Source organism: Acidovorax sp. GW823-FHT02H02 (genome assembly GCF_058797075.1).
On record NZ_JBXAJH010000006.1, the window covers coordinates 129,095 to 148,543 of the forward strand.

Sequence of the window (19,449 nt, forward strand, 5' to 3'; positions counted from 1 at the left end):
GTATGCGCGTCTTTGCGCCCTTCGTCACGTCCTGTGCCGACGCAGGACGGCCAATAGCCACCCCCCGAGAGTGTGCTGTGGACCGTCAGTCCACCGCCACGGGCACGCGCGGCGCCAGTGCGCACATCAGCTCGTAGCCCACGGTGCCGGCGGCCTGCGCCACCTCGTCGATGGGCAGGACCGTGCCGTTGCCCGCCCGCCCCCACAGCGTGACTTCGCTGCCAAAACCGGCCTCCACGCCCGCTGCCATGACGGGGTTCAGGTCCACGGTGACCATGTCCATGCTGACGCGGCCGACCAGGCGCGTGCGCACGCCGTTCACCAGCACGGGCGTGCCGGTGTCGCAATGGCGCGGGTAGCCGTCGGCATAGCCGCAGGCCGCCACGCCGATGGTGAGCGGTCCCTCTGCCGTGAAGCGCGAGCCGTAGCCCACGGTATCGCCCGCCTGCAGCTGCTGCGTGCCGATGATGCGGGTGGCCAGCGTCATGGTCGGCTGCAGGTCCCACTGCGCCGCCTGGTGCTCGGGGTGGTCGGGCGCGCTGCCGTACAGCACGATGCCGGCGCGCACCCAATCGCCCCGCACCTGGGCGTCGCTGGCATGGCGCAGCGCGGCGGCGCTGTTGCACAGGCTGCGCTCGCCGGGCAGGTCCTGCGTGGCCGCGTTGAACGCCGCCATCTGGTGCGCAATGCCCCGCGCGCCGTCGGCATCGCTGAAATGGGTCATGAACGAGATCTCGTCCACCTGCGGCAGCGCATTCAGCCGCGCCCAGGCGCTGCGGTAGCGCTGTGGCGTGAAGCCCAGGCGGTTCATGCCCGAGTTCAGCTTGAGGAACACGCGGTGCGGCACCTGCGTCTTGTGGGCGGCCAGCATGTCGATCTGGTCGTCGCAGTGCACCGCATGCCACAGCGACAGGCGCGAGCACAGTTCCAGGTCGCGCGGCTCGAACACGCCCTCCAGCAGCAGGATGGGACCGCGCCAGCCCAGGTGGCGCACACGCTCGGCCTCGGCCAGGTCGAGCAGGGCAAAACCGTCGGCGGCACGCAGACCTTCAAAGGCCCGCTCGATGCCGTGGCCATAGGCATTGGCCTTGACCACGGCCCAGGTTCTGGCGTCGGGCACGGCCTGGCGCACGCGCTCGAGGTTGTGGTGCAGGGCAGCGGTATGGATGGTGGCGTGGATCGGGCGCGGCATGGGAATGGTGGGGGAAACGAGCATGGGATTCTGGCATTGCGGGCCCGGGGGGGCGTGATATAACCGCCAGTCACCTGTATGCGGCCTCCCAATTTAATCGGGCATCAGCCTCACTGATACCCCTCCAGCCATTCGATGAAGCGCGGTTTTTACACCATCATGTCGGCGCAGTTTTTCAGCTCGCTCGCCGACAACGCACTCTTCGTGGCCGCCGTCGAACTCCTGCGCACAGGGGGCGCCCCCGAGTGGCAGCGCGCCGCGCTGGTACCCATGTTTGCCCTGTTCTATGTGGTGCTGGCGCCTTTCGTGGGCGCGTTTGCCGATGCCTTGCCCAAGGGCAAGGTGATGTTTGCCAGCAACGCCATCAAGATCGCGGGCTGCCTGATGATGCTGTTCGGCTCGCACCCCCTGATTGCCTATGCCGTGGTGGGGCTGGGCGCCGCGGCCTATTCGCCCGCCAAGTACGGCATCCTCACCGAGCTGCTGCCGGCCTCGCAGCTGGTCAAGGCCAACGGCTGGATCGAGGGGCTGACCATCGCCTCCATCATCCTCGGAGTGCTGCTGGGCGGTCAGCTGGTGGGACAGCAGCTGTCGGTGGCACTGCTGTCCATCGACATCCCCATGCTCGATACCGGCGTCGATACTGCTGCCGAAGCGGCCATTGCCGCACTCATCGTGGTGTATGCCCTGGCTGCCTGGTTCAACACGCGCATCCCGCACACGGGCGTGGAGATGCGCCCGCTGCGCCAGGACCCGCAGCGCGGCCTGATCTCCAGCACCCTGGCCCTGCTGCCCGACTTCTGGGCCTGCAACAGCCGCCTGTGGCGTGACAAGCTGGGGCAGATCTCGCTGTCCACCACCACCCTGTTCTGGGGTGCCGGCGGCAACCTCAAGTTCATCGTGCTGGCCTGGGCCGGCGTGGCCCTGGGCTACAACACCACGCAGGCCTCGGCCCTGACCGGCGTGGTGGCCATCGGCACCGCCGTGGGCGCCGTGGCGGCATCGATGCGCATGCGCCTGGACATGGCCACGCGCGTGATTCCGCTGGGCATCACGATGGGGCTGCTGCTGATCCTGATGGTGTTCATACGCAACATCTGGGTGGCCATTCCATTCCTGATCCTGCTGGGTGGGCTGGGCGGCTTCCTGGTCGTCCCCATGAACGCCCTGCTGCAGCACCGGGGGCACAACCTCATGGGCGCGGGGCGCTCGATTGCGGTGCAGAACTTCAACGAACAGGCCTGCATCCTCGGCCTGGGCGCTTTCTACAGCCTGTCGCTCAAGCTGGGGCTGTCGGTCTTCGGCGCCATCATCGTGTTTGGCGTGGTGGTGGCGGGCATCATGTGGATCATCCAGCGCTGGCATGCCCGCAACTGCCGCAACCATGGCGAGGAACTGCGCCACCTGCTGCACATCGCGCGGCAGGACACCCACCATTGATGCTATTTATTGAATAGCTATTGGCGCTTGATACATGAGCGCTGCCCGCGCTTTTGATGCCTACCATTTTCCCCGTACTGGCCCTGGTGTTCAACGCCTTTGTGTGGGGCGTCTCATGGTGGCCCTTGCGGCAGCTGCACGCCGCCGGGCTGCACCCGCTGTGGGCCACGGCGCTGATGTATGCGCTGGCCCTGGCCTGCCTGCTGCTGGCCCGGCCGCAGGCGCTGCGCAACGCGCGGCAGCACCCCGCCCTGTGGCTGCTGGCGCTGAGCTCGGGCCTGACCAACGTGGCCTTCAACTGGGCCGTGACGGTGGGCGACGTGGTGCGCGTGGTGCTGCTGTTCTACCTGATGCCCGCCTGGTCGGTGCTGCTGGCCTGGAAGGTGCTGGGCGACCGCCCTACGGGCATGGCGCTGGTGCGGCTGCTGCTGGCCTTTGCGGGCGTGGCCCTGGTGCTGCTACCCGCCGATGCCGCATGGACCCGGCTGGCGGCCCATCTCTCGGGCGCCGACCTGCTGGCGCTGGCAGGCGGCTTCTGCTTTGCCCTCACCAACGTCACGCTGCGGCGCCTGCATGCCGTGCCCGGCGATGCGCGCATGCTGGCCATGTTTGGCGGCGGTGCCCTGCTGGCCTGCGCCAGTGCCGCGCTCGGGCGGGCAGCGGGGGCCGTGCCCGCCCTGCCCGCTCCGGCACTGGCCTGGGTGTTGCTGGCACTCGCGCTGGCTCTGGCCTTTGTGCTGGGCAATTACGCCCTGCAGTACGGCGCCGCCCGGCTGGCCGCGGGCACCACGGCGCTGGTGATGCTGTCAGAGGTGGTGTTTGCCAGCGTGTCGTCGGCCCTGCTGACTTCTGCCACGCTGGCACCGCGCACCCTGCTGGGTGGGGCGCTGATCATGCTGGCGGCGCTGCTGGCGGCATGGCCACCCCGGCGCCAGGCCCGCACCTGACAGCCGGGGCAATACCCGGCGCCAGCCGCTACCATGGGCCGTCTGAAAAGGTTCTTTCCCAAGGAGTTGCCCATGACCAGCCTGTATGACCTGGAAGTTCAGCCCATGAGCGGGCCCGCCGTGCCATTGCGGCAGTGGGAGGGCAAGGTCTTGCTGATCGTCAACACGGCCAGCGCCTGCGGTTTCACCCCGCAGTTCGGCGGACTCGAAGAACTGCACCAGCAGTACGGCGACAAGGGGTTGGTGGTGCTGGGTTTTCCGTGCAACCAGTTCGGCCACCAGGACCCGGGCAGCAACGACGAGATCGCCAGTTTCTGCCAGCGCAACTACGGCGTGCGCTTTCCGATGATGGCCAAGATCGATGTGAACGGCGCCCAGGCCTCGCCGCTGTACCAGTGGCTCACCGCCGAAGCCCCGGGCCTGCTGGGCAGCAAGGCCATCAAGTGGAACTTCACGAAGTTCCTCGTGGGCCGGGATGGCCGCGTGATCCGCCGCTATGCGCCGCAGGATGCGCCCCAAAAGCTGGTGGGCGACATCGAGGCGGCGCTGGCCGCCCAGGGATGATCTGCATCACCCTCGCGAGCCGGGGGTCGTGCGGATCGGGATGGGCCACAAGGCGTCTTTTTTGCAGCCAATAGCCCGGCTATTGGCAAGAAAAGCAACGCAGCGGACCACCCGAAGCCGCGCTATCACCGCCCGCAGGGGGTTACGCAGGCCATCCCCAGAGCGCCGCGATCAGTCTGCCGCTGCGGGCGTGCGCTGGCGGCGCGCGCGCTCCAGCATCTGGCCGGTCTGGCGCGGGTCCATGCCGTACATGTCGGCAAAGGCCTCCAGCGTCTGGCCGCTGGCCTCGAAGGCGCGCAGCAGGGCTTCGTCCTTGGCATTGCGGACCGCCCATTCGGCGAAGGCTTCTTGCAGGATGGCATTGGCCGCTTCATCGCGGCCGGTGACCAGCTCGGTGTAGGCCTCGCGCGTGAGGCCCGAGGCCTCGAACGCCTGGACCATGCGCCTGCGCAGCTTGGGCAGCATGTCTTCGCCCGCCCGGGCCTTGCGGCGGCGAAACACCTCCAGCAGCGCATGGTGCACATGCTCGGGCGCCATGTCTTCGACGGGCTGGCCCGCCAGGTCGTGGCGCTTTTCACCGGCGGCCACGCTCTGCAGGTAGCGGGTGGAGCGGGTGTGGATGCCCAGCGCCACCTTGAGCGCATCGCGCTCGAACAGCTCGGGATGTGCTTCGAGCAGATCCTGAAAGATGCCGCGCTTGAGCGGCAGGAACACCGCACCAAACAGATGGGGATAGAGCCCCGCCAGCTGCTCCAGCACCGGGTGGGTGCGGGGCGGCGTGCGCGACGGTGCCTGTGGGCCTGCCGGCGCCTGGCCCTGGGCACGGGAGCGATCACGGCCGCTGTTGCGGCCACCACGCCCACCCCGGGGGGGACGATGGCCGCGCTGGGCATCCGCCGCAGCAGCGGCCTCGGCAATGGCTGCCGGAGCACTGTCGCCAGTCTCGGGCTGCTGCAATGCCTGCGGGGCACTGGCAGCGGCTACCGGGGCGGCGGGCGCCGCTGTGGGTTCTTGTTCTGGCACGTTGTCGGTCATGGCGTAGCGGATCGGAGGGCAACAAAACCCTCGATCATGCCAGCGTTGGCGCCAAGGCCCTTCCGACCCGCGCCGCAACAACCCATTCAAGACAAGGGGATGCATGCCGCTGGTGGCCCCGAAAGTAGCCCGATATGCGCCGCAGGAGAGCGGACCACCGTACACAAACAAGGCGCATCCCGGAAAGGATGGCCTTCCCTAACGGTTGCTGTTTCCCGGCGGGTCTCGCCGCGATTGCGACTGGTTGCTGCCGCCCACATGCGATTCGCGGTCGCTGCGGCTTTCGGGCGTGCGCTTGCCCTGGTTGATCTGGGTGGGGTCCTGCTCGCCCACCTTGTTGGTGTCGTTCTCGACCTTGCCCGTGTGGGGCGCTTGCTTGTCGCGCGGGTTGTGATGGATCGCCATGAAGATCTCCTGTAGGTGGCCCAAGGCCAAAGCTTCCCCGACCACGCCTCAGACAGTACCGCAAGCGAAGCCGCGTTGCAAACCGCAACGCGGCGCGGGATTGACGCCCGCGGCGGTGCCCCATAAAGTGGGCTCTGTCCCGCGCGTGTTCAATCCTCGGAGGAGACACCATGGCTTCACGGATATTCTGCAGCGGCCGGCTGGCTGGCCGGTTCAAGGCCGCCGTCAACGACCGCCTCCACAAGCGACGGCTCCCATGACGGCTCCCTCCGGCGCACGAACCGTCCTGTATGGCACACAGGCGTTGCTGTCCGTCATCGACGGGATGGCTCGGCAGGCCCACGCTCTGCTGGATGCAGCCCGCCAGGTGGCGGTGATTGGCGTGCTGCGCCGGGGCGCCCCCCTGGCGGACCGTCTGTGCACACGGATGATGGAGCGGTATGGCCTGCCGCAGCCCTTGCGGCTGGATCTGCAGGTCAAGCGGTATGCGGACGACCTCACCCTGCTCCATCCGGAAACCCAGCTGACAGAGCAGGCGCAGCATGCGGCACTGGATTTGCGCGGGCACACGGTGCTGGTCGTGGACGACGTCTTGTACACCGGGCATTCGCTGCTGAAGGTGGTGGACTATCTGGCACGCAAGCAACCCGCGGCCATCCGTGTGGCCTGCCTGGTGGACCGGGTCACCACCCGCCTGCCCCTCCATGCCGATGTGGTGGGCGTGCGCCTGGGCGTTGCCCCGCCGGACATCATCGAGTGCCATGTCCCCCCCTACGAGCCCGATTTCCGCATTGAGCTCGTGCAGCCCGATCGGCCGCGCTGAAACCGCCCGAGGCACCCCCATGTTCAAAGACCGCGACGACGCCGCCCACCAGCTGGCGGACCGCCTGGCCGCTTTCAGCGCCCAGCATCCCCTGGTGCTGGCCATTCCGCGGGGCGCCGTGCCCATCGGCAAGATCGTTGCAGCACAGCTCGGTGGCGACCTGGATGTGGTGCTGGTGCGCAAGCTGCGCGCCCCCTTCGAGCCGGAAGTGGCCATCGGCTCGGTGGCGGAAAACGGGTGGACCTACATCGCACCCTACGCAGCCGCAGTGGGAGCCGACCAGGATTACATCGCCGCGGAAAAACAGAAGCAGATGGCCACGATCCACTCGCGCCGGGTGCAGTACACCCCAATCCGTCCCCCGGTCGATCCGCACGGGCGCGTGGTGATCGTGGTGGACGACGGCCTGGCCACGGGCGCAACCATGATTTCCGCGCTGCACAGCCTGCGCCTGCGCCAGCCCGCGCGGCTGGTTTGCGCCATTCCCGTGGCATCGCCCGAGGCCCTGGAGAAAATCCGCCCCATGGCCGACGAAGTGGTGTGCCTGCATGCGCCGGCCCACTTCCAGGCCGTGGGTCAGTTTTACCGCCACTTTCCGCAGGTGGACGACGCGGAAGTGATCGCGCTACTGGGCGCCTGAAGCCGGCCCCCCCGGGGCCGGCAGATGCTGCGCGAACCAGTCCGCTGCCAGCTGGGCCACGGTTTCCAGCGCCCCCGGCTCCTCAAACAGATGGGAGGCATGGGGGACGACCGTCAAGACCGTGGTCCCGGGCATGTGTGCGGCAGCGCGCCGGTTGAGTGCCAGCACCTCTTCATCGCAAGCGCCCACCAACAGCAAGGTCGGACACCGCACCCGCGCAAGATCACGGGCGGGTGCCAGGTCCGGGCGGCCACCGCGGGACACCACGGCCCGTATGCTGCCCCCCAGCGCCGCGGCCGCACGCAAGGCCGCAGCGGCACCGGTGCTCGCACCAAAATACCCCATGGGCACCAACGCCATCGCTGGCTGGCGCCTGGCCCAGTCGGTCACATCCAGCAGGCGCTGTGTCAAAAGCGCAATATCAAACCGCGTGGCCTCGGCGCGGTCTTCCTCGGGTGTCAGCAGATCGACCAGCAAGGTGGCCAAGCCCCGTTCCCGCAACACCCGCGCCACATGGTTGTTGCGCGGGCTGTGCCGGCTGCTGCCGCTGCCGTGGGCAAAGAGCACCAGACCCTGGCTGTCGGGTGGACTCTCCCATGCGCCCTCGATAAACCCGCTGTCCACCGGAATGCGAACCAGTTGTTGGGTTGCGGATTGCATGGCATTACACCTCGCTCAAGGGCTCATCGAACATTGCGCTTCTGCCCGCCCGGTTCACCTGCGGGCATCGCATCGGCAGCGTCCAGCGCCTCGTCCAGCACTTCCACCCAGTGCCGCACGGGGGTGGAGGTGCCGCTTTGCAGGTGCGTGATGCAACCGATGTTGGCCGACAGGATGGCGTCGGGGGCCTGCTCGCCAAAGGCGTCGCCCAGCACACCGAGCTTGCGGTCGCGCAGCTGGTACGAGAGGCCCGGGTTGAGCACCGAATACGTGCCCGCCGAGCCGCAGCACAGATGGGATTCGTTGCGCGCCACGCGCAGCTGGAAGCCCAGCTGGTTCAGGTGCGTCTCGACGCCGCCGCGCAGTTGCTGGCCATGCTGCAGCGTGCAGGGCGGGTGGTAGGCAAAAAGCACGTCGGGCGGCTGCACGCGGCCCGCCAGTTTTTGCGCCAGCTCGGGCAGCATGGCGGGTAGCAGCTCCGACAGATCCCGCGTGAGGGCGCTGATGCGCGCGGCCTTGGCGGCGTACTGCGGGTCGTCCTTGAGGATGTGGCCGTATTCCTTGACGGTGACGCCGCAGCCCGAGGCGTTCATGACGATGGATTCGACGCCGCCCGCCTCCACCAGCGGCCACCAGGCATCGATGTTGGCGCGCATCTCGGCCTTGCCGCCCTCCTGGTCGTTGAGGTGGAACTTGACGGCGCCGCAGCAGCCCGCCTTGGATGCGATCACGGTCTGGATGCCCACCGCGTCGAGCACGCGCGCCGTGGCGGTGTTGATGTTGGGCATCATGGCCGGCTGCACACAGCCGGCCAGCATGAGCACCTTGCGCGCATGTTCGCGCGTGGGCCAGGCCCCGGCCGGCTGCGGCGCGGGTACCTTGGCCTGGAGGGATGGGGGCAGCAGGCCGCGCACTGCCTGACCCATCTTCATGGCGGGGGCAAACAGGGGCGATGGCAGGCCCTCTTTCAGCGCCCAGCGCAGGGCCTTCTCGCCCAGGGGTCGGGCCACTTTTTCATCGACGATCTTGCGGCCGATGTCGATCAGGTGGCCATACTGCACGCCGCTGGGGCAGGTGCTTTCGCAGTTGCGGCAGGTCAGGCACCGGTCCAGGTGCATCTGCGTCTTGCGCGTGGGGGCCTCGCCTTCGAGCACCTGCTTGATGAGGTAGATGCGGCCGCGCGGGCCGTCGAGCTCGTCGCCCAGCAGCTGGTAGGTGGGGCAGGTGGCCGTGCAGAAACCGCAGTGCACGCATTTGCGCAGGATGGCTTCGGCCTCCAGGCCATCGGGGCGCGCGCGGTATTCAGGGGTCAGTTGGGTTTGCATGGGGTGCAGCCTGGACGGGTCAACAAGATCACTTCAAGGAATGGGGGGCAGCCGGGCGGGCCCGGCCTTGCGCAGCGGATGGCGCAGGCGCGCGCGGTCGGCCCACAGCGGGGGCAGCGACAGGACCAGCAGCACCAGCGCCAGCGGCACCACAAAGACAAAGCCCACATGCTTGAAGCCGGCCGCCCCGGCAATGCCGCCCACGAGAAACACCGACGCCAGCCCCGCGAACAGCCGCAGCCGTGCCTGGTTGGCGCGCACCTGGTTTTCGAGCGCGGTGCCGGTGCGGTTCCAGTACAGCATCTTGCCCAGCTCGATGCCCAGGTCGGTCACCACGCCCGTCATGTGGGTGGTGCGGATCTGGGACGAGGACATCTTGGTCACGGTGGCGTTCTGCAGCCCCATGATGAAGGACAGCAGCAGCACCGTCATGGGCACGGCAAAAGGTGTGCGCCAGTCGAGCGTGATGGCGCCCACCAGCCCGAACACGAGCATGAGCAGCGCCACCAGCAACAGCGGCAGCGCATAGCTGCTGTGCAGTTTGCGCTGCAGCGCCCAGTTCACCATCACCGCCGTGGTGGCCGCCCCGCTGATGAAGGCCAGCAAGGCCCCCAGGGCGCTGAGCACCAGCACCATGTTGCCCAACACGAGGTTGTCGGCCAGCATCGACAGAAAACCCGTCATGTGCGAGGTGTACAGGTGGACCACCAGAAAACCACCTGCATTCACCGCCCCGGCATTGAAGGCCAGCAACAGACCGAGCACGCGGTTGCTGGTGCCCGTGCGGTGGTGGCCGGTGAGATGACGCAGGCGGCGCATGTTCAGCCTGCGGCGCCCTGGTGCGGCTTCGCTTGCCCGATGTCGCTGGCCACCATGTGCGCGCCCCTCACCACTGCGGCGCCATGCGACCGGGGTTGAAGATGCCGGCCGGGTCGAAGCTGTGCTTGAGGCGCGCATGGATCTGTGCCAGCGCCGAAGATTCCAGATCCAATGGGCCGGCAACGCTTGATTGCTCTGCGCCATCAGCCATGAATAACGCAGCACTTCCACCCACAGCCCGGGCGGCTTGGCGCAACGCATCGCCCTTCGCCAGCGGCGCCTGCACCCAGCGCAGGGCGCCATGCCATTCGATCAGCGGCGAAGCCCCCTCGGGCAGCGCCAGCACGGGGGCCGTGGCGGGCACAGACAGGCGCCACAGCGCCTGCCCAGGCTGGGCCTGGCGGGCGGAAAACCAGGGCAGCGTCTGCTCGCGGCAGGCCTGCCAGTCGGGCGCCACGGTGGCGTTGTCGAGCCGCGTACCGCCCATGCTGCGGCAGGCCGCATCCACCGCCGCCACCGCGCCACGCAGGCGCACAAACAGCGTGCCCACGCCCGCGTCCTCTACCCAGCAGCTGGCGTTGAGCGGCAGGGGCAGGCCGCCCCAGGCGTGCAGCCGGCGCAGGGCATCGGCCTGGCTGCATTCAAAGCGCAGCGTGGCCTCGGCGGGCGCCACGGGCAGCACCTTGAGGCTCACCTCGGTGAGCAGGCCCAGCGTGCCCCAGGCGCCCGCCATGAGGCGCGAAACGTCGTAGCCCGCCACATTCTTCATGACCTGCCCGCCGAAGGTGAGCAGCTCGGCGCGGCCGTTGAGCAGCACCACACCCAGCAGATAATCGCGCACGGCGCCCACGCTGGCGCGGGCAGGGCCGCTGAGGCCAGCGGCCACCATGCCGCCCACGGTGGCACCCGGTCCGAAATGGGGGGGCTCGAAGGGCAGGCACTGGCCTTTTTCGGCCAGCACGGCCTCCAGCTCGGACAAGGGCGTGCCCGCGCGCGCCGTGACGACCAGCTCGCTGGGCTCATAGCCCACGATGCCGGTGAATGCACGGGTATCGAGCACCTCGCCGCGCAGCGCAAGGCCATGAAAGTCCTTGGTGCCCCCACCCCGGATGCGCAGGGGGGTTTGCGCGGCGGCGGCGGCGCGGACACGGTCAACCAGCTGGCGAAGGGCGAATTCCATGGCCTGCATGGTAGCGGCACTGTTCCTGGGTATGCCGGCCTGGGCATGTGAATTTTTTGAACAGGGACCGTGCATTCCACCCGCGCCCCACGCAGGTCACAGCGCACACCAGGGCCTTGCCCCCAGAAAAAAGGCCCGCCGAAAGGGCGGGCCAAGACCTGGAGGTTTCTCCCTCCATCAGCAAGCGCTGCGGTGCCACCAGACACCGCAGCGCGGGAGCGATCAGCGGTTGTAGGCTGTTTCGCCGTGCGAAGTGATGTCCAGCCCTTCGCGTTCGGCTTCCTCGGATACCCGCAGACCCACGAGCAGATCGGCGATCTTGTAAGCGATGAACGAGACCACGCCCGACCACACGATGGTGAGCAGCACGCTCTTGGTCTGGATCCACACCTGGGCACCCATGGCAAAGGTATCGGGAGCGAGGCCACCTGTGCCGCCCAGGTTCTGCGAGGCAAACACACCGGTCAGGATGGCACCGAGGATGCCGCCCACGCCGTGCACGCCGAACACGTCGAACGCATCGTCGGCGCCCAGCATCTTCTTGAGGCCACCCACGCCCCACAGGCAGATGACGCCAGCAATCAGGCCCATCACGATGGAACCCATGGGACCCACGAAACCGGCGGCCGGCGTGACGGCCACCAGACCCGCCACCGCACCCGAGGCAGCACCCAGCATGGAGGCCTTGCCCTTGTGCAGGGCTTCACCGGCCAGCCAGGACAGCGTGGCAGCGCCCGTGGCCAGGATGGTGTTGATGAAGGCCAGGCCGGCTGCGCCGTTGGCGGCGCCGGCCGAGCCGGCGTTGAAACCGAACCAGCCCACCCACAGCAGCGAGGCGCCCACCATGGTCAGCGTCAGGCTGTGGGGCGTGAGCGCTTCGCGGCCGAAACCGATGCGCTTGCCCACCATGTAGGCACCCACCAGGCCGGCGATACCGGCATTGATGTGCACCACGGTGCCGCCAGCAAAGTCAAGCGCGCCGTCCTTGCCCAGCAGGCCGCCGCCCCACACCATGTGGGCCATGGGGATGTAGCTGAAGGTGAACCACAGCACGGCGAAGATCAGCACGGCAGCAAACTTGATGCGCTCGGCGAACGAACCCACGATCAGCGCCACGGTGATGGCGGCAAAGGTGGACTGGAAGGCCACGAACACGTATTCGGGAATCGTCGGCAGCAGACCCGACAGCGTGTCTGGCGCGATGCCCTTGAGGAAGAGCTTGTCGAAGCCACCGAAGAACTGGCCCTCGCCGGCAAAGGTCAGGCTGTAGCCATAGACGGCCCACAGCACGGTGATCAGCGCAAAGATCACGAACACCTGCACCAGTACCGACAGCATGTTCTTGGAGCGTGCCAGGCCGCCGTAGAACAGGGCCAGGCCCGGGATGACCATCAGGATCACGAGCAGGGTGGAGGTGAGCATCCACGCGGTGTCGCCCGAATCGAGCTTGGGCGCGGGTGCTGCAGGGGCGGCCTCGGCAGTGGCGGCTGCGGGTGCTGCGGCGGCATCGGCCGGCGCAGCCACGGGGGCGGCGGGCGCCGCGGCTTCTGCCGCCGGAGCGGCAGCGGTGGTTTCAGCCGGGGCGGGCGCCTGGGCCAGGGACATCGATCCTGCGGACAGCAGGCCCAGTCCCAGGATGAAGGAGGCAAGCAGTTTTTTCATGGCATGTTCTCTCTGTGGAATGCAGCGGGCCCTGGGGCGCGCTTAAAGGGCTTCCTTGCCGGTTTCGCCGGTGCGGATGCGCACCACCTGCTCCAGATGGCTGACGAAAATCTTGCCGTCACCAATCTTGCCGGTGCGCGCCGCGCCTTCGATGGCTTCGATCACGCGGTCCACCAGCTCGTCGGCCACGGCGGCCTCGATCTTGACCTTGGGCAGAAAGTCGACCACGTACTCCGCGCCGCGGTACAGCTCGGTATGGCCCTTCTGGCGCCCGAAGCCCTTGACCTCGGTCACCGTGATGCCTTGCACCCCGATGTCGGAAAGGGCTTCGCGCACTTCGTCGAGCTTGAAGGGTTTGATGATGGCTGTCACCATTTTCATTTGGGGTTCCTCCGATGGGGCGCCTGCGCGCCCACTGTGAATTACAGGGTTTTGGTGAGCGTGGCGATCACGCGGGCTTTGTTGACGGAACCGAAATAGTCTTTCTTGTTGGCGCCCACGATGGCGGCGCCCAGGGTCAGACCGTCGCCGAAGTCGTAGGCGCCACCGAATTGATAATCCATGTAGCTGGGCACGCCGCTGTCCCGGATGTCGCCGGAAAAGCGGGTAAAGCCCACCGCTGCCTTCAGCGTCACCTTGGGCATCACTTCCTGGGCCACCGCGACGTTCAGGTAGCCGGTGTTGCGCCCCCGCAGGCCCGAGCCGGACTTGGCGCCCGCCCAGCCGAAATAGTCCTTGGACACGGTGTGCGAGTACTTGGCCGTGAGCGGGCCATAGGTGGCAGCGCCATAAAGTTCGGTGGTGTTGCCGCTGGTGTTGCCGGGATACAGATAGCTCAGGGCACCCACATCCAGGTCCACCTCGCCGGCCTTGAATTTGTAGCCACCGTACAGGTCGGATTCCAGGGAATTGCCGGGCAGCCAGTTCACGCTGGAGTTCCAGTTGCCGACATACCAGCCGGTGTCACCAAAGGCATAGTCGAAACCGCCCTGCAACGCGGGCTTGAAGGCGCTGACCTTGCCGGTGTCCTGGTCCTGCCCCCGGAACTTGTAGTTGCTGGTCATGCTGACATTGCCGGTGAGCTGGGCACTGGCCAGCAACGGCAGGGCTGCAGCACAGGCAACGGTCAGAAGCTTGATGGATGCGCGGATCATGGTTCCTCCGGTGTAATGAAGAGTGGGGACAGTTGTGCAAAGCACGGTCCGTGCCATGTTGCGGATCTCCATGGCGACAAGGTCCGCACCCACGGCGTGCATTCGCCCTTACATTGGCAGTGGCGCCGCACCGTTGCACCCCCTTGGTGCGCAACGCCGCCAGCAGACAACAACCCTCCACCCACCGCACCCATCTGGGGAGAAAACCGTTCATGAGTCTTGCATTGGTGCAAAGTCGCGCGCTCCTGGGGCTGGAAGCGCCCTCCGTCACCGTCGAGGTGCATCTGGCCAACGGGCTTCCCAGCTTCACCCTGGTCGGCCTGGCCGATCTGGAAGTGAAGGAAGCGCGCGAGCGGGTGCGCTCGGCACTGCAGAACGCAGGGCTGGAGTTCCCCCACAACAAGCGCATCAAATGTAGTCAAGCACTTTTTGCACGGAATGGGCGAGGTACGGCACGTTCGCGTGCGCTCATCTTGACGGGTTGTCCACGGCGCTTGGTTGTGGACAACGCGCTGGGCCGTCCACCAGCCCGGAAGCGTGTTGTCCACAACTGCGAAGCACGCGGTGGGCAACTTCTTCAACGCACCTTTTAATGGACCGGTTTTGAAGCCGCATCAAAGCTGTGCGGGCGGCACCATCAGAGAGACTTGCCTACTTGATGTTGCCCGATCGAAGTGTTTCTACGCAGGGGTATTTCAACTCAGAAACGGTTAAATCGATCTTGCCGGCGTCTCACTTGTGCAAAGAATTGCATCTTCGCGCTTCAATGGTCATGAATTTTCTTCAAAGCAAGTGGAGAGCCAGACTAACTGCGGCATTACATCGCGGAATTGATCTGTTGTAAGAGATTTGGCATGCGCGTCTGCGCGGAACCTGTTGCTCAAATCCATTGCCTGCTGAAACCTCTGCTTATCCTCATTGAACATAAACTTAAAACGATCCCAGTGCGTAACGGTAAGATCTTTAAGATTAAGAAAATAGAATTCCTTAGTGAAAATCTGATCGTAATCAAGCTTCCTCGCGGCATCTGCCTGGCTTGACTTCCGCATCGCGGAAATAACCTCGTCCTTGGCCTTTTCCTTGCCGAATGCCACCTTGAAAGCGGAGCGTAGATAGTCACGGAAACGAAACTCGAACTGATTTCTTTCACGGCTGAGCAAAGCCCAGCGCTCTTCGACGGTGTCCGGGCAAAGCAAGTCCCTAGCATTTTTTCTCACCGCTGCTTCAACGGCGGCGATTCTGAAAGTGTAGGTGTCGTTCAGTTTTTCGATCAAACCGTAGCCGAGCAAGTGTGATACATCACGAGGCGAGCTTTCGGCGTAGATCCGGAAACGCTCTTGATCGCCTGCCGCGAGGACGCGGAGCATTTCGAACTCGCGCTGATAGCGTTCGGTCAAAACCTCCAGGATCATGGCGATGTAATTGCGGGTGTGCTCGAATAATTCTGTTTTGTGAGCCTGATAAAACGCACGGGTGGTGTGCACGCGGCGCGGTACGTTTGGAGCGGCTTGCAAGTCCCAAAGTCTGCTGCAAGCCTGACGAATGAGAAATGGATGACCACCGAAATCGTCGGTGAGGTAATGAAAATTGGTCTCATCGAACGTCACGCCCATATAAGCCCCAATGTGCTCGAGCATGCCCTTGACCTCCTGCCAGCTGAAGAAGCCGAGGTAGTGCGGTGCAACGTAACCGAATAAGGGATTGTCCGCACCATCGGCGGAATGTGGGGCCTCGATGATGTGAGCGTTGGTGCCGCCAAGGATGAAGCTGAAAAGATTCTGGTTTTGTTGGTACACAGATCTAATCGCCTGCCAAAACGGAATGGATTCTTTGCCAGAACACCAAGCCTCGCTAGTGGACACGTCAAAGCACAGGTTCTGTATTTCATCAAAGATTGCCAGTACAGGCTTGGTCGTCTTGTACTTCGCCATGCGAAGATCTTCGGCGAAGCAGGTTGTGGCGTCTGCTTCGGTGTAGTCGGCCTCAAGGTGTCCGCCCTTCAGCGTATTCACAGCGAAGATCGCTTCTTTAACTCTGTACAGTGCCTTATTCCACGTCGCGCGGTGGTATCGCGCGTCATTGCCGTCGATGAGTGCAACGGCAACGCCTGTCGCTTTCAAGTGGCGCACCACGGCCCAAAGCACGGACGTTTTGCCGATTCGACGCAACCCGAATACCGTACTATTCTCGTTGCTCTGGTAATGACCAACCAGACGTTGAATTTCTGTCGTGCGGCCGAAAAAGAACCGTTCGCTTTTAAGAGCGGAAGACATCGCAAAAAGGTCTTTTGAAAAGAGCCTTTGTTCGAACCGTTCGATCATTAGTCGTTCTTTGCCGGCCACGCCACCGCGCAATTCGCGATAAGTGAATGGCGCGACGGCGCGGGGATCGGAGTCACCTTCGCGAGGACGCTCCAGTAAGGTACCCTCGGCATTAGTGACGAGCACGATGCACAGGTGGTCGAGCCGCTGCGGATGTTTTTTTAAGAGCCGCTCAATCGCCTCGAGCACGCGCGAATCGATCGACGGGTACGGATGAAACAAACAGAGAACATCGCTTAAAAGATTGAACTTCTCTCTAAAGCCGTCACATGGTTTAAGAAACACATAAGGGAATGCTGCTTTGCCAGCTTGATGTACTTGCGCCTCAGCGATAAACCAGATAGTCGCAAGATTGTTAACAATTTCAATTTCGGCAGGCCCAAACCGAGCTAAATCGACCGCTGACCTCAAACCCGGCGCTTGTCTCATGCTTTTCCTTTTTACTTCTGATGATTTGGTCCGACAGATTGGCACAGTCGTTTATGGATGTTACGACACCGTACATTGCCTTCGACAAGAACCTACTGGGCCACCGGTCGGCCCAAAACCCTCGCCGGCTCTGAGACATCGCTGGCGAGTTTCAACTCCAGTCTTTTGCCATTGCCCAACGCGCGCCTTGCAGATGTCAGCGATAGCTTATTTGGTGACGGGTGGCCGTTACGGCGAAGCGGCATCGAACAACTCAAAGCCTGAGTTCAGCGGCGCATCAACGTCGGCTGCGGACCAGCAGTTCCGTCGATCTGCGTGTTCGCAAGTGTTCGGCTTCGCAAGAGAGGTGCATGCTTTGGTTGTCACAACGCTGTCCATGAGGCGCCAAAAATGGCTGAGGCATCGCGACCTTCGTCGAACCCGGTCCGAATGACGGCTCACCGACGCACTTGTAACGAGAAGTTGTGCATACTGCGCTGCTGCAAGTCCGCTGCCGCAGATCTAGCCTTCGCTGGTCATTTCGCCCGGCTACGCCCGGCAATTTCCGATGTTCGGCTTCTCTTGCGACTTAGTCATGTGGGGGGCATCCCCTAGAAAACCGGGGGGGGTGTTCGCATGACCAATAGAAAAGAACGATGTACACACGAGAACCTGACGCAGTCCTAGAGGCCCTCGATGACCGCTCTCTGCGGACGAGGCTGGCGCGCACCGATTGGGAACGCGACTCGCTCTTCGTAGCCGATGAGCCCAAAAGCGGCCGGCCGGCCTCGAACCGGAGGCCTCGTGAGCAGGCGTCGCTACTGCCGACGGCGCCACGACAGCCTTTCCTCGGCGGTGTACGACACTGCACACATCGCCGCAAAGTTCGGCCCCGTTGGAGCTCTCTGGACGGGCGTGGTTGGCTTCGCTGTCTTTTACGCAGGACTGCCGGCCTGCATGATGGCCTGGACCGCAGAGCGCAAAGCCAGCCTCAAGGGCCCCTCCGCGGCGGCCTTCGCGAACTTGCTGGACCAAGTCATGTGGTACCGCTTCATCTCGCCTTGCCAGTGGGCCGGCGTCGCCATCCTGCTGGTGTGCTCGTCCATCGCCATCTGGAAGTACCTCGGCCAGGCTGACTTCGATGGCGACGACGTTACCTTCCTGACCGCTGTGTCGAAAGCCGTCATCCGCTTAGTTGGACATTGAGAGCATCAGGCGCCGATCCCGGCTGCTTGCTTGGGCACTCTACGAAAAGCTCTCGCGACGCTGCCAGCACAAGATTTACGCTGGCTGATCGTCAACCACATGATCAGCGGCACGATCATTCCTCGCGAAGTTGTGCAGCAATCCATACTGAAGCGCCTTTGCCATCTAGCCGATCCGGAAACGCGGCACTTTGGTGTTCAGGACAAAGTGATGCCCATGGCCCGGCAGCATTGGTGATCATCGAGCGCGCCCCACACACGATGCATGTCTCTCGCAAGATGACCTCAGCTTGCAGAACGGCTTCTTGGATCGCGACCGCCGTTGGATCAAACGATTCGCTCGGCGCACAATGAATTCGCGTGATCTCTGTTGGCCGATGTGCATGGATTACGTGCCAGGCCCTGCGCTGCCCCCGGAGAACAGTAGCACCGAGATTTAGAGTTCGATCAACCCTGACCCTGTACCCGTTTCAGTACCGCTCGGAATTAGAGATTTCCGGCTCCTGGGGTATCGCCGTTGCCGGCTGCAGCCGGCAACGGCGGGCGAATTCGGCGGGTGTGGCCCAGTCTAGCGCGGAGTGGGGTCGGCTCTCGTTGTAGTCGATTCGCCAGGCTGCGACCTTGGCTCTCGCGTCGTCGAGCGACAGGAACCAGTGGGCGTTCAAGCACTCCTGGCGAAGCCGCCCGTTGAAGCTTTCCACGCGCGCGTTGTCGGTTGGCTTGCCCGGTCGGCTGAAGTCGAGCTCGACGCCACGCTCATAGGCCCACTTGTCCATCACCTTGGAGATGAACTCGCTGCCGTTGTCGGTCTTGATCGTTGCGGGCAGGCCCCGCCTGGCACAGATGCGGTTGAGGCTGTCGACCACGTCTTCTCCCTTCAAGCTCTGTCCTACGTCTATCGCCAAGCATTCCCGCGTATAGCAGTCGACGATGGTGAGCATTCGCAGCTTGCGGCCGTCAAACAGCGCATCCGCGACGAAATCCATACTCCAGATCTCGTTGATGGCGCAAGCCAGTTGTTTGGGCTGACGCAACATGGCTGCCTTGTTGCGCCGCGGCCGCTTCAGGCGCAGCGACAGCCCTTCCTCGCGGTACAACCGGTACACGCGCTTGACGTTGTCACGATGGCCTTCGCGTCGCAACAGGACATGCACCTGGCGATAGCCGTAGTGCACGCGCGTGTTGGTGATCTCCTTGATCCGCATCTTCAGAACGGATTCGTCGCGCTTGACCGGCTGGTACAGGTAGGTCGAGGCGGACATTCCGACCACGCGCAATGCATTGCGCTGACTGCAGCCGAAGCGTCGGATCAATTCAGGCACCCATTCGCGGCGCTGCGAAGGCCTCAGACTTTTTTGCGACCACCGCCTGCAGCATCGCCTTGTCTAAGCTCAGGTCGGCCACGATCTGCTTGAGCCGACGGTTCTCCTCCTCGAGCTGGCGCAATCGTCGCAGCTCGGACGGCCCGAGGCCGCCGTACTTCTTCTTCCAGACATAGAACGTCGCTTCGCTGATGCCCATCTTGCGGCACACCTCCTCGACGCTCGTGCCCAGTTCATTCTGCTTCAGCGCAAAGGCGATCTGGTCCTCAGTGAACTTGCTCTTCCTCATGGCATGTGCTCCTGGCCCCTCTTTGGGGCCTTCATCATGCCGGTCGACTCTGTTACCG

19 protein-coding genes and 1 pseudogene are annotated in these 19,449 nt (G+C 64.5%); 8 read left to right on the plus strand and 12 right to left on the minus strand.

Annotation, left to right across the window (positions count from 1 at the left end; genetic code table 11):
* Positions 1–85: 85 nt before the first annotated feature.
* The gene (gene alr, locus AC1RDS_RS08755; protein ID WP_492226863.1) at positions 86–1,192 is read right to left on the minus strand and encodes an alanine racemase; all 1,107 of its coding nucleotides are present in this window, start codon (positions 1,190–1,192) and stop codon (positions 86–88) included.
* 135 nt (positions 1,193–1,327) lie between these two features.
* Here alr and lplT point away from each other — a divergent pair, with 135 nt between their 5' ends.
* From lplT to AC1RDS_RS08770, 3 genes are all read left to right on the plus strand, one after another.
* Positions 1,328–2,632: a lysophospholipid transporter LplT gene (gene lplT / locus AC1RDS_RS08760; RefSeq protein ID WP_303832901.1), complete on the plus strand. Its 1,305-nt coding sequence runs from the start codon at positions 1,328–1,330 to the stop codon at positions 2,630–2,632.
* Between the two features lie 56 nt (positions 2,633–2,688).
* Positions 2,689–3,579 (plus strand): EamA family transporter, encoded by an 891-nt coding sequence (locus tag AC1RDS_RS08765; protein WP_303832899.1) that lies wholly within the window; start codon positions 2,689–2,691, stop codon positions 3,577–3,579.
* A 72-nt stretch (positions 3,580–3,651) separates the two neighbouring features.
* Positions 3,652–4,143 carry a glutathione peroxidase gene (locus AC1RDS_RS08770; RefSeq protein ID WP_303832897.1) on the plus strand — a complete coding sequence of 164 codons (492 nt, stop codon included), beginning with the start codon at positions 3,652–3,654 and terminating at the stop codon, positions 4,141–4,143.
* Between the two features lie 171 nt (positions 4,144–4,314).
* On the opposite strand, the gene AC1RDS_RS08775 is transcribed toward AC1RDS_RS08770, so the two are convergent.
* Positions 4,315–5,178, minus strand: coding sequence for a ProQ/FINO family protein (locus AC1RDS_RS08775; RefSeq protein WP_492226789.1), 864 nt, complete (start codon positions 5,176–5,178; stop codon positions 4,315–4,317).
* A gap of 198 nt (positions 5,179–5,376) precedes the next feature.
* Positions 5,377–5,583 (minus strand): hypothetical protein, encoded by a 207-nt coding sequence (locus tag AC1RDS_RS08780; RefSeq protein ID WP_026434934.1) that lies wholly within the window; start codon positions 5,581–5,583, stop codon positions 5,377–5,379.
* A 256-nt stretch (positions 5,584–5,839) separates the two neighbouring features.
* Between AC1RDS_RS08780 and AC1RDS_RS08785 the strand changes: the two genes are divergently transcribed.
* Positions 5,840–6,406, plus strand: a complete 567-nt coding sequence (locus AC1RDS_RS08785) for a phosphoribosyltransferase family protein (RefSeq protein ID WP_092699247.1) — start codon at positions 5,840–5,842, stop codon at positions 6,404–6,406.
* A gap of 19 nt (positions 6,407–6,425) precedes the next feature.
* Positions 6,426–7,046 carry a phosphoribosyltransferase gene (locus AC1RDS_RS08790; RefSeq protein ID WP_348682375.1) on the plus strand — a complete coding sequence of 207 codons (621 nt, stop codon included), beginning with the start codon at positions 6,426–6,428 and terminating at the stop codon, positions 7,044–7,046.
* On the opposite strand, the gene AC1RDS_RS08795 is transcribed toward AC1RDS_RS08790, so the two are convergent.
* From AC1RDS_RS08795 to AC1RDS_RS08825, 7 genes are all read right to left on the minus strand, one after another.
* A complete protein-coding gene (locus AC1RDS_RS08795; RefSeq protein WP_348682374.1) occupies positions 7,032–7,706 on the minus strand; it encodes a dienelactone hydrolase family protein in 675 nt (224 codons plus the stop codon). The genes AC1RDS_RS08790 and AC1RDS_RS08795 overlap by 15 nt on opposite strands.
* Positions 7,707–7,729: 23 nt before the next feature.
* Positions 7,730–9,031, minus strand: a complete 1,302-nt coding sequence (glcF, locus tag AC1RDS_RS08800; protein WP_348682373.1) for a glycolate oxidase subunit GlcF — start codon at positions 9,029–9,031, stop codon at positions 7,730–7,732.
* 33 nt (positions 9,032–9,064) lie between these two features.
* Positions 9,065–9,850 carry a YoaK family protein gene (locus AC1RDS_RS08805; RefSeq protein WP_092699241.1) on the minus strand — a complete coding sequence of 262 codons (786 nt, stop codon included), beginning with the start codon at positions 9,848–9,850 and terminating at the stop codon, positions 9,065–9,067.
* Between the two features lie 67 nt (positions 9,851–9,917).
* Positions 9,918–11,039: a glycolate oxidase subunit GlcE gene (glcE, locus tag AC1RDS_RS08810; protein WP_208859731.1), complete on the minus strand. Its 1,122-nt coding sequence runs from the start codon at positions 11,037–11,039 to the stop codon at positions 9,918–9,920.
* Between the two features lie 213 nt (positions 11,040–11,252).
* Positions 11,253–12,692 carry an ammonium transporter gene (amt, locus tag AC1RDS_RS08815; protein WP_092699239.1) on the minus strand — a complete coding sequence of 480 codons (1,440 nt, stop codon included), beginning with the start codon at positions 12,690–12,692 and terminating at the stop codon, positions 11,253–11,255.
* 42 nt (positions 12,693–12,734) lie between these two features.
* Entirely contained in the window at positions 12,735–13,073 is a 339-nt protein-coding gene (glnK, locus tag AC1RDS_RS08820) for a P-II family nitrogen regulator (RefSeq protein WP_026434926.1), read from the minus strand.
* A gap of 41 nt (positions 13,074–13,114) precedes the next feature.
* Complete coding sequence (locus AC1RDS_RS08825) at positions 13,115–13,846, minus strand: TorF family putative porin (protein WP_092699238.1); 732 nt, start codon at positions 13,844–13,846, stop codon at positions 13,115–13,117.
* Positions 13,847–14,058: 212 nt separating this feature from the next.
* Here AC1RDS_RS08825 and AC1RDS_RS08830 point away from each other — a divergent pair.
* Positions 14,059–14,271 (plus strand): annotated as a pseudogene (locus AC1RDS_RS08830) (magnesium chelatase domain-containing protein); the annotation flags it as partial.
* 345 nt (positions 14,272–14,616) lie between these two features.
* Here AC1RDS_RS08830 and AC1RDS_RS08835 read toward each other — a convergent pair.
* Positions 14,617–16,596 carry an ATP-binding protein gene (locus AC1RDS_RS08835; RefSeq protein ID WP_492226790.1) on the minus strand — a complete coding sequence of 660 codons (1,980 nt, stop codon included), beginning with the start codon at positions 16,594–16,596 and terminating at the stop codon, positions 14,617–14,619.
* A gap of 936 nt (positions 16,597–17,532) precedes the next feature.
* Here AC1RDS_RS08835 and AC1RDS_RS08840 point away from each other — a divergent pair.
* Complete coding sequence (locus AC1RDS_RS08840) at positions 17,533–17,781, plus strand: hypothetical protein (RefSeq protein WP_492226791.1); 249 nt, start codon at positions 17,533–17,535, stop codon at positions 17,779–17,781.
* 30 nt (positions 17,782–17,811) lie between these two features.
* On the plus strand, positions 17,812–18,018 hold the full coding sequence (locus AC1RDS_RS08845) for a hypothetical protein (RefSeq protein ID WP_492226792.1): 207 nt from the start codon (positions 17,812–17,814) through the stop codon (positions 18,016–18,018).
* Positions 18,019–18,250: 232 nt separating this feature from the next.
* On the opposite strand, the gene AC1RDS_RS08850 is transcribed toward AC1RDS_RS08845, so the two are convergent.
* Positions 18,251–19,391, minus strand: a protein-coding gene (locus AC1RDS_RS08850) for an IS3 family transposase (RefSeq protein WP_492226793.1) whose coding sequence is annotated in 2 segments (ribosomal slippage) — positions 18,251–19,130 and positions 19,129–19,391 — 1,143 coding nt in all. Because the reading frame shifts where the segments join, the coding sequence is not laid out codon by codon here.
* Positions 19,392–19,449 lie beyond the last annotated feature (58 nt).

What these genes read in the sequence shown, in the direction of transcription:
- alr (WP_492226863.1), bottom strand. Translation starts at nt 1,192, where the DNA reads ATGCCGCGCCCGATCCACGCCACCATCCATACCGCTGCCCTGCACCAC.
- lplT (WP_303832901.1), top strand. Translation starts at nt 1,328, where the DNA reads ATGAAGCGCGGTTTTTACACCATCATGTCGGCGCAGTTTTTCAGCTCG.
- AC1RDS_RS08765 (WP_303832899.1), top strand. Translation starts at nt 2,689, where the DNA reads ATGCCTACCATTTTCCCCGTACTGGCCCTGGTGTTCAACGCCTTTGTG.
- AC1RDS_RS08770 (WP_303832897.1), top strand. Translation starts at nt 3,652, where the DNA reads ATGACCAGCCTGTATGACCTGGAAGTTCAGCCCATGAGCGGGCCCGCC.
- AC1RDS_RS08775 (WP_492226789.1), bottom strand. Translation starts at nt 5,178, where the DNA reads ATGACCGACAACGTGCCAGAACAAGAACCCACAGCGGCGCCCGCCGCC.
- AC1RDS_RS08780 (WP_026434934.1), bottom strand. Translation starts at nt 5,583, where the DNA reads ATGGCGATCCATCACAACCCGCGCGACAAGCAAGCGCCCCACACGGGC.
- AC1RDS_RS08785 (WP_092699247.1), top strand. Translation starts at nt 5,840, where the DNA reads ATGACGGCTCCCTCCGGCGCACGAACCGTCCTGTATGGCACACAGGCG.
- AC1RDS_RS08790 (WP_348682375.1), top strand. Translation starts at nt 6,426, where the DNA reads ATGTTCAAAGACCGCGACGACGCCGCCCACCAGCTGGCGGACCGCCTG.
- AC1RDS_RS08795 (WP_348682374.1), bottom strand. Translation starts at nt 7,706, where the DNA reads ATGCAATCCGCAACCCAACAACTGGTTCGCATTCCGGTGGACAGCGGG.
- glcF (WP_348682373.1), bottom strand. Translation starts at nt 9,031, where the DNA reads ATGCAAACCCAACTGACCCCTGAATACCGCGCGCGCCCCGATGGCCTG.
- AC1RDS_RS08805 (WP_092699241.1), bottom strand. Translation starts at nt 9,850, where the DNA reads ATGCGCCGCCTGCGTCATCTCACCGGCCACCACCGCACGGGCACCAGC.
- glcE (WP_208859731.1), bottom strand. Translation starts at nt 11,039, where the DNA reads ATGCAGGCCATGGAATTCGCCCTTCGCCAGCTGGTTGACCGTGTCCGC.
- amt (WP_092699239.1), bottom strand. Translation starts at nt 12,692, where the DNA reads ATGAAAAAACTGCTTGCCTCCTTCATCCTGGGACTGGGCCTGCTGTCC.
- glnK (WP_026434926.1), bottom strand. Translation starts at nt 13,073, where the DNA reads ATGAAAATGGTGACAGCCATCATCAAACCCTTCAAGCTCGACGAAGTG.
- AC1RDS_RS08825 (WP_092699238.1), bottom strand. Translation starts at nt 13,846, where the DNA reads ATGATCCGCGCATCCATCAAGCTTCTGACCGTTGCCTGTGCTGCAGCC.
- AC1RDS_RS08835 (WP_492226790.1), bottom strand. Translation starts at nt 16,596, where the DNA reads ATGAGACAAGCGCCGGGTTTGAGGTCAGCGGTCGATTTAGCTCGGTTT.
- AC1RDS_RS08840 (WP_492226791.1), top strand. Translation starts at nt 17,533, where the DNA reads ATGATGGCCTGGACCGCAGAGCGCAAAGCCAGCCTCAAGGGCCCCTCC.